We start from the raw sequence: 15,585 nt of genomic DNA on the forward strand, positions 1-15,585 counted from the left end.
GTTAGTTTTTTCTATGAAATGATTCCTCAAGTCTCTGAAAAGCCCAGTAAAACCAACTTTTTTAGCCCTTGTCCATGGTTTGTCCATGCTGATTTTTAGGAGGTTAGCAAGCCTGATTCTAGTTTTGACCCTGTTGAATCAAAAACCAGTACAATGAAAACTACACTAACAACAAAACGCATCTTACCGCTACTGCTCGGAGGTTTTTTTATCCTATTTGCATGTAGCACGGAAGACGATGGTCTGGAAGGAGTGACTCCAGACGCCAACAGTATTAATGAATACCTACTTCAGCTATCCTACAACCAAGACGAGCTCCTTGAAGTTCAAGAAACAGGTGGGTTGGCCAGCTCAAGAGAAGTCTCTTTTGAAGACGAAGATCCTGGAGAACCCGTCCAAGGAACAATCACAGGTTGCACCACTACGGGCTACAATCTGTATTCCAACTTTGATCAAATTGCCATTCTGCGCCCTTCTATTGGCGTGATCTATCCAGGAGCCTTGGTGGTTGGAAATGGATCTATGCTTGACGGAGAACCGACTCCTTTTGCGGTAGATAGAGCTCCAGCCAATATGCGCGTGGACTTACCGGGAATTGGCGAAAACGGAAACTTCCGCGTGGAGTCTCCGGGAAGCTTCTCCGCGGTTGACGCAGAACTTGATGTCGCTCTAGAATGGTGGAATGACAACGCCTATCAAGACGGTTACGTCAATGAAGCCAACTCTACCTACCAATCTGCAACTTCTTATTCTTCAACCCAGTTGAGTTTTGATATCGGACTCAATGCAGAATGGGCCAGCGGATCTATCGCAGCACAATTCGATTATGAGTCCAACACAGAAAGACGTGTTGCCTCAATCGCTTTTAAACAGGTCTTTTACACGGTGACCATGGACACGCCAATTTCTCCAGCTGCTGTATTTGGAACCGATGTTTCCTTAGAGCAAGTGCAAGCAATAATGAATTCCGATACACCACCAGCCTACGTAGCCTCTGTAGCCTACGGCCGTATCATCATGGTGCGCATGGAGACTACTAATATGGATACCTCGATCAATTTGAACGCTGTATTGGAATACGGAAGTGGTTTCAATAATGCTACGGGAACTCTTGCCGCCTCTTATGACGAAGTCCTTCAAAACTCCAGCATGAGTATCATTACCATTGGTGGAAACGCAGAAGTGGCCACCAGTGCTGTTGATGCCGCCAATATTGAAGATGGACCAGGTAGTCTGAACTATATCATTACGGGAGAGAATGCTGTTTACAGCAGAACCAATCCTGGAGCACCTATTGCCTATACGATTCGTTATTTGAAAGACAACACGCTGGCCAAAATGGGGTACACTACGGATTACGTAATTGAAGAGTGTGGTAGCAGAGGATTTGATCACGAGGAAGTAACAGTGACCAACGATTCTTTCCATGACATTCGTTTTAGATTGCGATGGAGAGGACAGAACACAACTACTATTTACAACGGGCCGTGGGTGTTTGTGAACCAGGACGACACCGCCAATCGCACGCCACCAAACGGCGCGCATGATGTAGAAGTACAAACCCAATGGCAATGTGGTACAGGCGGTTGGAATACCTTAGGCGACTTTGAACTTGACTATGTATACGACGAAGAATGTTTTAGGGCCAGCGGCGGTTCATTCCCTTGTGGAGACCCCTCTGTCTCTGGAGTGACTTGCAACTAAACTTTAGCGCTTTTTTTCAGAGCAGTCCTTGTCTCAGGTTGTCGATTCAACAACTTAAGCAAGGGCTGTTTCTCTTTAGGTTTTGGTACAGAATTTGCCGTTCCCATAAAAAATGGCATCTTTGCCACACACAAAACGAATTAAATTTATAAACATGCAGATGCAATTGTCTAAAATCAAAACGGATGCTTTAGAGGCTTTCCACTGGCAATTGCTATGGATATAGATCAGAAATAAACACACTTTAAGGCGTCCAATGAAAATTGGACGTTTTTTTTTGAAAAATTTTTGACCCGCTTGAAAAAATGTAGCTGGACCCTAAAATATCAGAGCCTCAATTATTTAAGGCCGAAAGCCGTACTTCGTGAGTAACGAAGCGGGATCATACATCTCAAAAATTAATCATAACTATCTCATTATCAATATTTTATTTGGTTTTTTTAAAATTCCTTTTCATCTTTGCAGCGCAATAATGCAACTCATTAAAAATCGAAGCAATATGCAATACGCAAATCAATTCACACAGATGCAAATCCGAACTGCGGGTATGCTCATGCTTCGCGACGTCTTCTAATAGATACTATCCATCAGTTGGTGAAAACGTCCGAAGCCCCTTAAAGTTTCGGACGTTTTTTTATGCTTGCTGATGGAGCTTCTCAACGTCCCGGGACCAATTGAAACTGATATAATGACAATTGAAACCCGTTCATATCAAACAACAACGAGAAAAAGAAGTTCGGAGGTTGTTTAAAAGACGACGCAACCTATGGATGGAAAAACGCAAGTTGGGTTATGTCGCTTTGGAAAAACCCATTAGACACGGTTGGTTTAGAGAGGTGGTCATTACACGTAAAGTAGAACGCTACCGCTATAAAGCCGCCATCTTAGAGGTCTTTGCTAAAATGCAGACCTGTCACTGGGGAAAGACCAAGGCAGACGCTCAAGAGCAATGGGATGAGGCAACTCGAGGATTTTACATCCACAGAAACCTACCCACCCTGAGCAAACGACAGTTCAATAAACTGAGCCAAAAAGCTCAAGGCTTGTGTACGCCCTTCCAGTTCCGACACGAAAAAAGTCATAAATTAATAACACGATTCTACGTTCGCATTCCCAAGGGTGTTTACAAGATCAAGTTCAGTCGTGCCTATGTCACGCATTCTAGAATTGTAGACCCGGAAATTGAAAGCGAACTGGATTGGATTGATTCGCAGCTGCTCAAACCTGGATTTTATGAGGCCGAGCAAGTGCTTAATCGTTACCATTGGGACCATAAGTTTGACAATTACCTCCGCTTTAAAAAAGAGAACAAGCAGGTAAAAGAGAAACTTAGAAACCTTAAGCACTACTCTGCAGATCAATTGATAAAAGAAGATGTATCATGGGAAATAAACTAAAAGGCCGAGACCTGATCGGAATCGGTTTTCCTAAGAACAATACCGTAAATATTGCTTTGGGTATCATTAACCGATACCACAAACGCGAAAAGAAAGTACGCGTGCTAGAAGCAGCGAAAGAAGTCCTACGCGACCCACAGAAATTCATGGGTGACCCTATTTGGGGGAAAGTAGCAGAAGGCCTTATTAAACCTGTGGAAGTGCGTATGCACGAGCTGCGCAATACGCGAGCTCCCTTTAGTATTTACGGAGAGAATGAGATCGATGATCAGGCGAAGTATCAATTGTACGACGCCTTGAAATTGCCAATCGCAGTCTCTGGAGCCCTCATGCCCGATGCTCATGCTGGTTACGGTTTGCCTATTGGTGGTGTATTGGCTACAGAGAACGCGGTGATTCCTTACGGAGTTGGCGTGGACATTGGATGCCGCATGTGTTTGACGGTGTATCCGATGAGTGCTTCTTACTTGCGTGGAAAACAGGCCATGTTGGAGAATATCTTGAGAGATCACACCAAATTTGGCCCTTATGAGACGCATGCTAAAAAGCACGATCACGAGCTCTTTGAGCGTCCAGCCTTTAAGGAGATTCCGCTTTTGAAACGTCTTAAAGACAAGGCGTTTAGACAGCTGGGAACCTCTGGCGGAGGGAATCACTTTGTGGAATTTGGTTTGGTTACTATTACTGAAGAGGATCCTCAAGTTCAATTGCCTCCAGGTGAATACCTAGGCGTATTGTCTCACAGCGGATCACGAGCCTTGGGTGCAAACATTGCCAAACACTATACGTATCTGGCATCAAAACAGTGCCCGCTGCCCAAAAATGTGCAGCATTTGGCTTGGCTGGATATGGATACCCATGACGGGCAAGAGTACTGGTTGGCCATGAATTTGGCTGGCGATTACGCTAAAGCTTGTCACGATGATATTCATTATCGAATCGGGAAGTTGCTTGGAAGCAAAGCCGTGGTGAAAATTGAGAATCATCACAATTTTGCCTGGAAGGAAATGGTAAACGGCGTGGAGCGCATTGTGCATCGCAAAGGAGCCACTCCTGCCGGTCAAGATGTTCTGGGAATCATTCCAGGATCTATGACTGCTCCGGGATATATTGTTCGCGGATTGGGTAATGAGGACAGCTTGAATTCAGCTTCTCATGGGGCGGGAAGGTTGCACTCGCGCAGAGCGTGTAAGCAACAATTCACCCAAAGTCAAGTAAAAGAGCAGCTCAAAACGCACCAGGTAAGTCTTATTGGTGGCGGTGTAGATGAAGCACCAATGGCCTATAAGGACATCAAACGCGTAATGCAAAACCAACAAGAGTTGGTTGCTGTAGTGGGCACTTTTACTCCTAAAATTGTTCGGATGGACAAGTAGATTTTTGAAAAGACAGGTCGCAAGTAAAACTGCGGCCTGTTTTTTTTGCTGAAGTGTAAGTTTTGATCTCTTTTTGAGACCATTGCTTTATGAAAACTACCACCTTTACCGAATTCGCTACAGATGCGCTCTTAAAAATTGGCGATCAACAGGTTTTACAAGAATTTGACTCCCCCAAGCAAATTGGTCTTTACAGCTTTATCTGGGCACTAGAATCTGGCGTTGAGATCATTGTAGATAGTGAACCTATCCTATTGCAAGCCAATCAAATTTTGGCCCTTACCCCCATTCAGTATGTGCAATTCAACTCGGGTGATGCGCTGCGCGTCTATCAATTCAACCGTGAATTTTACTGTATAAAAGATCACGATAAGACCGTAGGCTGTGCTGGAGATCTTTTCTTTGGTAACGATTTTATCCCCCTGGTAAATCTCTCCCAAGAAGAACAAGAGAAATTTGAACTCTTACATCAGATCTTTTTGGAAGAGATGGAGAATCAAGATCGGGTTCAAGCAGAAATGCTCCGGATGCTGATGGCGCGTTTTATCATAAAAACCACGCGTCTACTCAATGCTGGAGACCATCCGCAGCAACACAAAAAGAAATCAGATCTTTTGCGCAAGTTCAATATGTTGGTGGAAACCCACTTTAAAAATGAACACAGCGTAAAATTCTACGCGGAACAGATGTTCAAATCTCCCAAAACCTTGGCAAATTCCTTTTCTAAATTCAACAGCACTCCTTTGCAGATCATCCACGGGCGCATCGTTTTAGAAGCAAAACGCCTCTTGACCTATACGGATCTGAGCAGTAAAGAGATCGCTTATGAATTGGGATTTGACGATCCTGCACATCTGAGCAAACTCTTCAAGAAGAATACCGGCATGCCTCCATCTGCCTTTAAAGCCTCCAAAGAAACTTTAAGCATATAGGGAATTATTTACATGCCCTAGGGAAGCTTCTCCATCGTGAGACCCCTGTAATGATCGCATCTTTGTATTGAACATTAAAACGAACGATATGAAAGCGATTCCATCCATATTTGAGCTTATTTCTACCAAATTCAACAGAAATAACGCGAAATCAATAAAATTCAGCACAAAATCGCACTGCGCCTCTAAAAGCCATCACGACTTCTATTGTGAGGCGGAAAGGCCTTTTAGCAGCATGAGAACTTCTATTTAATCAAAGGAATAATTGACATGATTGAAGGAGTTTTTTACATGGTCTGCCGCTTAGTATTTAAGCAATTTTGTCTTATCAAATTAATTACAAACATAAAATCGAAATACAATGAAATCATTTAACGTACCTACTCGAGAAGAAGTAAGTGAAAACAACCAAGCCATTTTTGACAAGCTCAAAGGAGCGCTAGGATTTGTTCCAAATCTATATGCCACTTATGCTTACAGCGAGAATGCTTTAGGCAACTATCTGACCCTATCCAACAGCAAAACTTCACTTTCTGCTAAAGAAAAAGAAGTAGTCAATCTGGCCGTAAGCCAGGCAAACGACTGTAGCTACTGCTTAGCTGCTCACACAGCCATTGGAAAGATGAACGGATTCAATGATGATCAGATCTTAGAATTGCGTTCTGGAGCTGCATCTTTTGACAACAAACTCAACGCCTTGGCAAACCTGGCCAAAGACGTGACAGAAAATCGTGGAGCCGCTTCGGAAAGTGCTTTAGAGCAATTCTTTGCTGCTGGTTACAACAAAGAAAACCTAGTAGATACCATAGTGTTGGTGGGAGATAAAACTATCTCTAATTACCTACACAAAACCACGGATGTACCTGTAGATTTCCCTGCAGCGCAACCTTTGACTTTAGAAACTGTTTAATAACTCAATCCAAAAAAATAGAAACTATGAGAACTTTATTAATTGCATTGGCCTTTGTATTTAGCGCCGGACTTAGCGCTCAAGCGCAAGACAGCATGAAGAAAAGTATGAATGACAAGGCACAAACTGTTGCTCTTGAACAAACCAAAGGGCAATTCACGCAACAAAGCGTGGAACTTAAAGCTGGTGATTATGTTTTTGCAATTACCAATAACAACGCTGGAGTAGATGTAGGATTTGTATTAGTGCCTAAAGGTGCTGACGCATCAGATCCTGCCAATCACATCAAGTCGGCTTACGTAACTCAAGTAGTTGCGCAAGGAAGTACCGAAAAATCCAACGTTGTGCATTTAGAAGCTGGCGAGTATGTTTACTTCTGTCCACTGAATAAAACACCACAATATACCCTCACTGTAAAGTAGGTATGTTTAGTTAGTTGATGAAGAAAACCCCGACCATTTGGCCGGGGTTTTTTATTATTTATTAAGCTCGAAGATCTCTTTCAATTGCTTGACAACACCGCCGTTACCGGCAACGGTGATCTGTCCGATCTTGTCTGCGATCTTCTCTACGTATTCCATTTCCTTAAGGGCGAACAACATTTCGTTGTCTTCCATAAGTTTGGCCGTGTTGAGCAAGCTTCTAGTAGAAGCAGTTTCTTCACGTCTGGTAATTACGTTGGCTTGGGCTTGCTTTTGAGCCATCAATACTTGATTCATGATCTGCTTCATTTCTCCCGTAAGGATAATGTCACGGATACCTGTGCTCAAGATCTGAACTCCCAAAGCAGCTGCGGCTTCTTTGGCTTTTTTCAAAACCATTTCTGCCAATTCGTCTTTGCTCTCCAAAAGTTTATCCAAAGTATAACCTCCAATGAAAGCACGCAATGCCAATTGCAAGACCACGTAAAGTTGTTTTTCGTAGTTCTTATTCTCAAGCAAAGCTTTTTCAATATCAGTCACCTTGAATTGCGCGTAGAAATTAACTCTAACGGTCGCTTTATCCTGGGTCAACAATTCTTGTCCAGCGATCTCCAATTGTTGTTGTCGCATATCAACCTTGGCGACCTTAATGCTGGTATCGTTTTTCCAGAATCTGTAGGTACCACCGCTCAAGGTCTTGACGTATTGGTCATCAACCAAAAGGACGGCTTTTTCATAATTCTCTACCTCAAACTTTCTGATAAACATACCCAACTTATGTGTGTTGAAAAGAGACTTGTCAATATCTTCAGTAATGTAAATCTTGTCAAGATCTACCATCGTGAATTTAAAATCAATATGTCCTTTCCAGTACACATAACGCCCTGCGGTGAAGACCTGCAAGAAACGGTTGTTCTTGTAAGCCAAGGCCAATTGGTTATCAGCCACCTCCACCACATGCAACATGGCTTTGAGTTTCTCATCTCTAAGCAAAATATCCAATGAAATGGGTGCATTAAAGATCAATCCCATATCGGCAGTTATTAGCTTTTCTCTCCATCCAAGGAAGTAAACACCGGCAGTCAAAACGCGTTGGTATTCGCCATTTTTAAAGACCAATCCAGCTTTCCCTGTGTTAATTCGGATTCTTTTCATTTCATTTAAATTTAATATTCAACTTCAATTTTGACCCATTTGGGTCGGTCACAGGCTCGCCTACCGGTAAAAAAGCGAGAACTATATTCTTAATTGCAGCAAGGCTGCAGGTTTTCATTTTTAAAGCGGTCAAAAGTTCCACTCCACTCGCGAAGGCGCAACTTTAGCTCCTTTGGTATCAATGGATTTTTAAGTGCGACTTTAGGTGTAATGCTTTAAGGCTTAAAACGCCTGAGCTTAGACCAGAAATCTTCCTTAAAAAGCGCTTGACACTCCCAGAACCAGTGAGCTTTACCTCGGCCAGTACAAGGGGTCAACTTGCCTTTAAAGACAGGTTAACAATACCTTTTGACCACTTCTTTTTACAGCGTAAAAGGCTGGCGACTGTTTTAATGAGCAGTCAGCTCAATGGTGGGCCTTTAAGACCCTAAAAAATACTAGAACCCTCATCTAGCGCGTCTACCATTTCCGCCATTCTGCCACAGGCAGAAGCAGGACTCGAACCTGCACATTTTAACAAGCACTCTATCCAAACTGAGTTACACCATTTTAAGCGGTGGTCGGATTTGAACCGACGACATCTTGCGTTCTAGAGATATGTTTTGGCTTCTCTCCAAAGCCTTCCAGTCAAGCTGCATATACCTAAAGAATACCATAGAGGCAATTAAGCATACAAGGGTGCTGTACAGAAACACCTCACAGGGCTTGCTCGATGTGGAATTCACACGGGTCGAACGTGTATCTCTCCGGATTCAGCGGAGCGCATAACCTCTTCTGCCAGAATTCCAATTAACTCGCGAAGATTCGAACTTCGATCTCCGGATTCAAAGTCCGGAATGTTGCCATTACACCACAAGTCAAGGTCGCAGTACTGATGGGACTCGAACCCATACCCTCCCGGGCGACAACCGGGCGCTCTAGCCTTTGAGCCACAGTACTGTTTGTGGAAGTGGGTAGAGTCGAACTACCTCAGTCGCGATGACAGGAGTTTTACAAACTCCCACGGCTCTCCAAGGCCGTCGCACTTCCAAATACCGCTCCTTGTGGAGCGGGTTTTATTTGTTAGATTTCTTCTTTTTGTTTTTTCTCTTTTTCTTCTTTTTTGTCTTTGTCTTGACTTTGGGTTGCTTGTCCTTAACGCGGGCAATTTCATTATCCACTTGACTGCGGAAGTTGTTGCTCACGCTCAACTTCTTGGCGCGCTTATAGGCCTTCTTTGCCTGTTTGAAGTCGGCCTCAAATTCCATGATCAAGCCTTCTAGATAACACAAATAAGCACGATCCACACCCTTTTGGGTTTGAGCGAATTCAAGCAAGCGTTTGGCCTGCTGATATTCCTCGTTGTTTATTAAGAGCTGTGCGTAGTAGACATAGACTCTTGGCATGGTCAAATTTTGAGCTAAGGCAGCATCATAATAATGCTTGGCCGTTTCAAAATCCTGCAACTGCTCGCTGTAAAAGCGACCCATTAAAAAGAGTGCCTCTGCATTCTCTGGCTCATAAGACAGTGCGTATTCCAGCGCTTCCATTGCCTCTTGCAGCTCATAAGGATAAGCGTCCAAAGCTTTTAACAAATACATGTTTTGCTTTGTTTCCATTACGGTAAAAGAACTTTTGCTCGGGCCATAAGGCCTAGCGTTTAACTTGCCGCAACGGGGATCAAATGTAAAAAGGGAATGAAATCCGAAGCGGGTTTAATGTGGCTTCGGATCTTTCATAGGTGAGTTAGCTATAAAATATCACGAAGCGAGTCTTAATTGTTAGCGGTGACAGCTCCCCTGCCACTGTGCTAAAGTCATAAAGTAGATTGCTCTGCATCGTTTATTATTTATTAATTACTAATTGCAATTCTACTGTTGAGAACTGTGCTGCAAAGATGCAACTTGTTTTGTGAACTCCAAATAAAAATTGAATTTATTTTGTTGATTATCAATTAGTTACATTTATTTTTGATATAGGAGTTCCCTGTCCGCTTTTGGCGGATTATCGGGAGTTAGTTTTAAGTTTTTTACTATCAATTACTTATGGTCTACACTCCCCAAAACGGGTTCAAATTTTTTGTCATACTATTCGATTAAAAAAATTCAAAAAAAAAGCGCCCAATTACTTGGGCGCCCTATTGTACATGCATTAAAATGCGAATTTTCTCGGTCTAAAAATGTACATAGCACCCCTTGCGGATCAGCCAAAACTGCTCTGAACCGTCTATGATCATAGGATAACGTCCTACGGGTTTGCTATGTAATGTGTTTTTCAACATGCGGCAAAAATGCGTTTTAATTTTCAGTTACACAAGTGCTTATGGCCTTTTCGTTTTAAACGGTAGTGCTTCAAAGCTCGCTTCAAAAGGTTTTCGTTTTAACTTTCATGCTACAGATTTATAAAAACAGGCAGCCCGTAGGCTGCCCGAAAAAGCTTGAGGAGCTGATTTATCCTTTCCCCAAGAGCAGTAGCTCGTTGACCATCACTTCTGTGGTGTATCGCTTGTTTCCGTCTTTATCATCCCAAGAGCGGTTGCTGAGTTTTCCTTCTACAGCGATCTCTTGACCTTTGGATACATAATTCTCCACAATATTGACCAAACCCCCACGGACAATGATATTGTGCCATTGGGTACGCTCGATCTTTTGCCCTTGCTTGTCTTTATAGCTGTCATCTGTGGCTAAAGAGAATTTGGCCATCTTTCCGCCATCATCAAAGGTCAATACTTCTGGATCTTGTCCTAATCGTCCAATCAACTGTACTTTGTTTCTAAGTGCATTCATAATAATTTGTTTTAAAGGTTAACAGTTAAGGCTATCGAACCGCTTTGATTCGACAGGGCAAACATAGATCGACCCCAAATAAAAAGTCGGTATGCTATCGTTTACAGTTGTTTGGAACGATTTGTAAACGATTGTTGTCGGGTCAACTTGATTTTTATAAATCCTGTTAGCAAAGTCAATCAAAGGGTGCTGTCCAAATTCAGAATTCATTACTTTTCAAATAGCTCCCTTAAAAACATCCAAAGCCATGGAAAGAAATTGTTTGGAATGTGGAACCAAACTTCAAGGGAGGGTTGACAAGAAGTTTTGTGATGATGGTTGTAGAAACAACCACAACAATCGCCTCAACCGGGAGACTACCAACGCGATCCGAAACACCAATAACAGCCTTAAACGAAACTGGCGTATTTTGAACAGTCTCAATCCGAAGCAAAAAAGTAAAACCACTCGTGGAAAATTGCTCGAACTGGGATTCAACTTCAACCTTTACACCAGAATTTACACTACCAAAGCGGGTGCCGTCTACTATTTTGTGTACGACCAAGGGTATTTACCGCTGGAAAACGACTATTTTGCATTGGTAAAACGCGAATAACCTAATCCTATGAATGACGACTTTATTGTACCCTTAGCGATTTTCTTGGTCATTGGAATTGTCGTAGCGGTATCCACGTATTTAAGTAATAAGAACAGGATCTTACGCGAACTCAAAAAAAGTCCATCCAAACCCATCAATACCGTCAAGGACAAGGAATATGTGCGTTTACACGGTACGGTTGAAGCCATTAATGATCCCTTAATTGCGCCTTTAAGCAAACGCCCTTGTGTATACTATCACATCATTGTGGAGCGCAAGGGAGATAAGAGTTGGCACACGGTGATCAACGATTTTAAATACAGTCCGTTCTACTTGGTCTCCGGTGGAGAAAAGGCTAAGATCAGGGCTCATGACAAAAGCGCACTGCTCTTCCATTTAGTGGTAGATCACAATAAGCGCAGCGGTTGGTCCACCAACCCGTCACAGGCCATGACGCAATACCTCAAATCTCAAAATTACGACGGGCAGACCTGGTTGTTTAAATCCAACAAAACCCTTCGTTATAAAGAGGCCATATTACAAATTGGAGAAGATGTAGTTGTAAAAGGTAACGCCGAGTGGAAGCGCTTGGAGGAGCCTATTGAAGGCTTTAATTTTTCCAGGCTTTTGGAGCTAACAGGGAATTACAGACAACGCTTAATAGTTACTGACCTGCCCAAGGCACTTAAAACCCTACCCAAACGCAGATAAAAGTAATTAGCATTATGCCTGTATATTACTGGATACCCATTGTACTTATTGTACTCTTCTTTGTTGTGATTTTAGTCATGCAGTTTTTCTACAATGAAAAAAAGGTCATACTACGTCAGCTCAAAAAAGAGGGCTTAACTCCATATGAACAGATCAAAGACGGTGACTATGTTTTTGTGAAAGGAACTGTGGACCCCAACAGTGGAGCTATTAATGCACCCATAAGCTCCGCAGCTTGTTGTCTCTTTAGTATGAAATCTTGGGTGATGGGTAATCAAGGGGAATCTATAGTTGCACAGCGCAGTCAATGCACTCCATTTACTATGATCTGTGAAGGAAATACGATTGGCGTTAAAGCTCAAGACATGGGGCAAATCGAATACAATCTGATCAAGAAGCTAAGCACCAATCGTCTCGAAAACAAAGACCACAGTGAGCGAATAATAAGCTTTTTGAAGGAGCGAAATTTTCGCCTGACCAATCCGATCACCAAGCAAGAGCGTAATGTCTATTTTGAAGAACACCGACTAGACCTAAATGACAGTCTTATTGTGAAAGGCGTGGCCCGATGGACAACAGATTCTGAAGGTCAACCAAAACTCGAGCTGGAAGCAGAGCACAAAAAAAAGCTCCTAGTCACGAATGATTCAGAAGCTTTTCCAAAAAATAGTTCAAACTAATTTATTTCCAGCTCTGCCCTTTCATTTGCAGTGCTGCCTTGAGCACATCTTTCTGACTGATCTGCCCGACTAATTTTCCGTTTTCCACTATTGGGAATCGACGGCGTTTTGAATTCACAAATCGCTGCGCCGCATCAAAGACATTGAGATCACCATCAATGGTTTCAACATCTGTTGCCATATGCTGCTCTACGGTGATATTGTCCATAGGTTGATTGTAATAACGAGATTCACTGATCTGCTTCATACAATCGCCCTCAGAAATAATCCCGACAAGCTCCCCTTTATCATTGACCACGGGACCTCCCGAGATCTTATTCTTGATAAGGGTGTTCATTACCTCCAGCACCGGTTGATCGGGCCGAAAGGTGATTAGTTTACGAGTCATGTAGTCTGAAACACGAATGTTTTCAGCAGACCCTTTGATAGGTTTGGAGCGTCGTCCTACGTAACTTTTAATGGCCATGATCTTACTGTTTTACCCTAATATACAATTATTTACGCAATTAGGCTTACGGGAAAGCAGCAATCGGATGAAACCAAATAATTATCTTAATTTTAAGCAATGCGGTAAAAATTCACCGCAGGACCACTTAAACTTTACGGATGAAAAGAACTTCCCACCTGCTGTCCTTACTGCTCATTATTGGTTTGGTTTGGTACAGTTTCTACAGCCTGATGCCCACAAAAATATCTGATGAATCTGCTCCAGAGACCGAATTTTCCACAGCCCGAGCCTTAGTGCATTTAGAAGAAATTGCTGCTGAACCCCACTATTTGGGTTCCGAAGCACACAACAAAGTCCGTGAATACATTAGCCAGCAACTTGCCGCAATGGGCCTTGAGGTAAGCATTCAAGAAGCCTATGATCTAAACCAAAATTGGGGGCAATTGGTAAAGCCCAAGAATATTTTGGCGCGTATCAAAGGAAGTGAAGATGGCAAGTCTTTAGTGCTGCTCTCTCATTATGACAGTGCTCAAAGTTACAGCCATGGGGCCAGTGATGCCGGCTCTGGAGTCGTAACGATTATGGAAAGCGTTCGCGCGTATTTGGCCAGTGGTAAGACACCCAAAAACGATATTATTATCTGTATTACGGATTCAGAAGAATTAGGCCTTAACGGAGCCTCCACCTTTGTCAATCAACATCCCTGGGCTAAAAATGTTGGCCTGGTGCTCAACTTTGAAGCCCGAGGCAGCGGCGGTCCTTCCAATATGATCGTAGAGACCAATGGCGGGAATCGCAACTTGATCAAAGCCTTTGCGGAAGCCAATCCTGATTTCCCTGTGGCCAGTTCTTTGATGTATAGCATATATAAGATGCTTCCCAACGATACAGACAGCACCGTGTTTAGAGAAGATGGAGACATAGACAGTTTCTTTTTTGCCTTTATTGATGATCATTACGACTATCACACGGTCAACGACAATTATGAGAATCTGGATCGTAATTCACTAGAGCACCAAGGCTCCTATTTGATGCCGCTATTAACCTATTTTGCTGAGGCCGATCTCGGCAGTTTAAAGGCTGAGGAGGATCACGTCTATGTGAATTTACCTTTGGTGGATTTTATCAATTACCCCTTCTCTTGGATCCTGCCCATGGTATTGATCGGGTGGTTCGCCTTTTTAGGTTTGCTGCTTTGGGGAACTAAAAAGAAAGCGCTTAAAGGTAAAGAATGGGGCAAGGCCGGTGGCGTGTTTTTGCTCTCGCTGATCGTATCCGCTCTATTGACCCACGGAATGATGTGGCTGCTCTACAAGGTGTATCCGCAGTACGGAGAGATCCAACACGGATTTACCTATAACGGTCATTATTATATCGTAGCCTTTGTCATGCTGACCTTAGCGGTTTATTTTGGACTATACAGTCGCTTTTGCGCGACTATTTCTCGCGCCAATTTGATGGTAGTCCCTTTATTGCTTTGGATGATTGTCAACACTGCAGTTGCCCTTTATTTGCCAGGCGCTGCCTACTTTATCATTCCTGTTTACTTCGGATTCTTCATCTTGGGCTACTTGATCAAGGCTCCAGAGGCCAATCCACTGCTAATTGCAATCCTTTCTGCACCCGCAGTGCTTATGTTTAGTCCTTTGGTGCAATTCTTCCCGGTGGGATTAGGTCTGGAAATGTTGGTGGCCAGTGTGGTTTTCACAGGCCTACTTTTTGGACTCATCGCCTCTGTGACGGGAGCTTTTCCGTTCAATAAATACCTGTGGAAGGTCAGTTTGTTTTTCTTGCTGATCTTTTTAATTGCGGCCCATACGCAAAGCAGTTGGTCTGAGGAAAGACCCAAACCGAATTCCCTGGTTTACTATCAAGACAATGATGATCAGCGTGCCTTTATGCTCACTTATGACGGCATGTTAGATGATTGGACGCGTGCTGTGCTTGGTGAAGCTCCAGTGGCAGCTGATTCTCTGGTAAGCTCTGTAGCAGGAAGCAAGTACAATACCGGCTACACCTATGGAACCAGTTTTGATAATAAAAGGATCCCGAGTCTTCAAGGTACACTGACAGCAGACACTACAGTTGCAAATCGCTATACACTGACCTTGATACCTAAGCGCAAGATCAATCGTATTGCCATTTATGCCGATACTTCTTATCACTTTAAAGCTCTTGCCTACAATGAGCAAACGGTCAAGCCAGACAGCACAGGCTATATTTGGAGCAAGCGCAGATCCAATTTTATGGGACGTTATCACATCACCGATAGCGACCCACTTACCATAGATTTTGAAACAGATTCTGAGACCATGCCGGTCTTTAAATTCCTGTCCTATTCTTATGATCTATTGAGTCGGGATGAATTCGATATTCCCGAGCGCAGCGCGGAGATGATCCCCTCGCCCTTTGTGGTCAAAGATGCTATCGTCACCAAAGACGTCTTTAGAACTAGCGAGCTAAAACAAGTCGTCCAAGACACCATCAGACTGGAATAAAAAAAGGCCT

General features: G+C 43.1%; 14 protein-coding genes and 2 tRNA genes. 10 read left to right on the forward strand and 6 right to left on the reverse strand.

Annotation, left to right across the window (positions count from 1 at the left end; genetic code table 11):
- Window positions 1-153 precede the first annotated feature (153 nt).
- From POW22_RS01155 to POW22_RS01180, 6 genes are all read left to right on the forward strand, one after another.
- The gene (locus POW22_RS01155; protein WP_272830571.1) at window positions 154-1,704 is read left to right on the forward strand and encodes a thiol-activated cytolysin family protein; all 1,551 of its coding nucleotides are present in this window, start codon (window positions 154-156) and stop codon (window positions 1,702-1,704) included.
- 770 nt (window positions 1,705-2,474) lie between these two features.
- Window positions 2,475-3,101 carry a hypothetical protein gene (locus POW22_RS01160; RefSeq protein WP_272830574.1) on the forward strand — a complete coding sequence of 209 codons (627 nt, stop codon included), beginning with the start codon at window positions 2,475-2,477 and terminating at the stop codon, window positions 3,099-3,101.
- Window positions 3,086-4,477, forward strand: coding sequence for an RtcB family protein (locus POW22_RS01165; protein WP_272830576.1), 1,392 nt, complete (start codon window positions 3,086-3,088; stop codon window positions 4,475-4,477). Before POW22_RS01160 ends, POW22_RS01165 begins: the two co-directional genes overlap by 16 nt.
- Before the next feature lie 89 nt (window positions 4,478-4,566).
- Window positions 4,567-5,409, forward strand: coding sequence for a helix-turn-helix domain-containing protein (locus POW22_RS01170; RefSeq protein ID WP_272830578.1), 843 nt, complete (start codon window positions 4,567-4,569; stop codon window positions 5,407-5,409).
- Window positions 5,410-5,770: 361 nt separating this feature from the next.
- A complete protein-coding gene (locus POW22_RS01175; protein WP_272830579.1) occupies window positions 5,771-6,319 on the forward strand; it encodes a carboxymuconolactone decarboxylase family protein in 549 nt (182 codons plus the stop codon).
- Window positions 6,320-6,345: 26 nt separating this feature from the next.
- Window positions 6,346-6,741, forward strand: coding sequence for a cupredoxin domain-containing protein (locus POW22_RS01180; RefSeq protein ID WP_272830581.1), 396 nt, complete (start codon window positions 6,346-6,348; stop codon window positions 6,739-6,741).
- 54 nt (window positions 6,742-6,795) lie between these two features.
- On the opposite strand, the gene POW22_RS01185 is transcribed toward POW22_RS01180, so the two are convergent.
- From POW22_RS01185 to POW22_RS01205, 5 genes are all read right to left on the reverse strand, one after another.
- Window positions 6,796-7,896 (reverse strand): slipin family protein, encoded by a 1,101-nt coding sequence (locus POW22_RS01185; protein ID WP_272830583.1) that lies wholly within the window; start codon window positions 7,894-7,896, stop codon window positions 6,796-6,798.
- 789 nt (window positions 7,897-8,685) lie between these two features.
- Window positions 8,686-8,756: transfer RNA gene (locus POW22_RS01190), tRNA-Gln, on the reverse strand.
- Window positions 8,757-8,762: 6 nt separating this feature from the next.
- Window positions 8,763-8,835 (reverse strand) — tRNA-Asp (locus POW22_RS01195).
- A 116-nt stretch (window positions 8,836-8,951) separates the two neighbouring features.
- Window positions 8,952-9,476, reverse strand: coding sequence for a hypothetical protein (locus tag POW22_RS01200; RefSeq protein ID WP_272830585.1), 525 nt, complete (start codon window positions 9,474-9,476; stop codon window positions 8,952-8,954).
- 849 nt (window positions 9,477-10,325) lie between these two features.
- The gene (locus POW22_RS01205; protein WP_272830586.1) at window positions 10,326-10,661 is read right to left on the reverse strand and encodes a single-stranded DNA-binding protein; all 336 of its coding nucleotides are present in this window, start codon (window positions 10,659-10,661) and stop codon (window positions 10,326-10,328) included.
- A gap of 247 nt (window positions 10,662-10,908) precedes the next feature.
- Between POW22_RS01205 and POW22_RS01210 the strand changes: the two genes are divergently transcribed.
- The 3 genes from POW22_RS01210 to POW22_RS01220 are packed head-to-tail and all read left to right on the forward strand — an operon-like array spanning window position 10,909 to window position 12,629.
- A complete protein-coding gene (locus POW22_RS01210) occupies window positions 10,909-11,256 on the forward strand; it encodes a hypothetical protein (protein WP_272830587.1) in 348 nt (115 codons plus the stop codon).
- Between the two features lie 9 nt (window positions 11,257-11,265).
- Window positions 11,266-11,949, forward strand: coding sequence for a hypothetical protein (locus POW22_RS01215; protein WP_272830588.1), 684 nt, complete (start codon window positions 11,266-11,268; stop codon window positions 11,947-11,949).
- A 14-nt stretch (window positions 11,950-11,963) separates the two neighbouring features.
- Window positions 11,964-12,629 (forward strand): hypothetical protein, encoded by a 666-nt coding sequence (locus POW22_RS01220; RefSeq protein ID WP_272830589.1) that lies wholly within the window; start codon window positions 11,964-11,966, stop codon window positions 12,627-12,629.
- Window position 12,630: 1 nt separating this feature from the next.
- On the opposite strand, the gene POW22_RS01225 is transcribed toward POW22_RS01220, so the two are convergent.
- On the reverse strand, window positions 12,631-13,095 hold the full coding sequence (locus POW22_RS01225) for a CBS domain-containing protein (protein WP_272830591.1): 465 nt from the start codon (window positions 13,093-13,095) through the stop codon (window positions 12,631-12,633).
- A 140-nt stretch (window positions 13,096-13,235) separates the two neighbouring features.
- On the opposite strand from POW22_RS01225, the gene POW22_RS01230 reads away from it, so the two are divergent.
- The gene (locus POW22_RS01230) at window positions 13,236-15,575 is read left to right on the forward strand and encodes a M28 family peptidase (RefSeq protein WP_272830592.1); all 2,340 of its coding nucleotides are present in this window, start codon (window positions 13,236-13,238) and stop codon (window positions 15,573-15,575) included.
- Window positions 15,576-15,585 lie beyond the last annotated feature (10 nt).

It is taken from the genome of Gilvibacter sediminis, assembly GCF_028561565.1.
Lineage (GTDB): Bacteria > Bacteroidota > Bacteroidia > Flavobacteriales > Flavobacteriaceae > Gilvibacter > Gilvibacter sediminis.

Excerpts from the sequence above, each read along its gene's own strand:
- POW22_RS01160 (WP_272830574.1), top strand. The coding sequence starts at position 2,475 with ATGGAAAAACGCAAGTTGGGTTATGTCGCTTTGGAAAAACCCATTAGA.
- POW22_RS01225 (WP_272830591.1), bottom strand. The coding sequence starts at position 13,095 with ATGGCCATTAAAAGTTACGTAGGACGACGCTCCAAACCTATCAAAGGG.
- POW22_RS01220 (WP_272830589.1), top strand. The coding sequence starts at position 11,964 with ATGCCTGTATATTACTGGATACCCATTGTACTTATTGTACTCTTCTTT.
- POW22_RS01165 (WP_272830576.1), top strand. The coding sequence starts at position 3,086 with ATGGGAAATAAACTAAAAGGCCGAGACCTGATCGGAATCGGTTTTCCT.
- POW22_RS01210 (WP_272830587.1), top strand. The coding sequence starts at position 10,909 with ATGGAAAGAAATTGTTTGGAATGTGGAACCAAACTTCAAGGGAGGGTT.
- POW22_RS01175 (WP_272830579.1), top strand. The coding sequence starts at position 5,771 with ATGAAATCATTTAACGTACCTACTCGAGAAGAAGTAAGTGAAAACAAC.
- POW22_RS01230 (WP_272830592.1), top strand. The coding sequence starts at position 13,236 with ATGAAAAGAACTTCCCACCTGCTGTCCTTACTGCTCATTATTGGTTTG.
- POW22_RS01180 (WP_272830581.1), top strand. The coding sequence starts at position 6,346 with ATGAGAACTTTATTAATTGCATTGGCCTTTGTATTTAGCGCCGGACTT.
- POW22_RS01215 (WP_272830588.1), top strand. The coding sequence starts at position 11,266 with ATGAATGACGACTTTATTGTACCCTTAGCGATTTTCTTGGTCATTGGA.
- POW22_RS01200 (WP_272830585.1), bottom strand. The coding sequence starts at position 9,476 with ATGTATTTGTTAAAAGCTTTGGACGCTTATCCTTATGAGCTGCAAGAG.
- POW22_RS01185 (WP_272830583.1), bottom strand. The coding sequence starts at position 7,896 with ATGAAAAGAATCCGAATTAACACAGGGAAAGCTGGATTGGTCTTTAAA.
- POW22_RS01170 (WP_272830578.1), top strand. The coding sequence starts at position 4,567 with ATGAAAACTACCACCTTTACCGAATTCGCTACAGATGCGCTCTTAAAA.
- POW22_RS01155 (WP_272830571.1), top strand. The coding sequence starts at position 154 with ATGAAAACTACACTAACAACAAAACGCATCTTACCGCTACTGCTCGGA.
- POW22_RS01205 (WP_272830586.1), bottom strand. The coding sequence starts at position 10,661 with ATGAATGCACTTAGAAACAAAGTACAGTTGATTGGACGATTAGGACAA.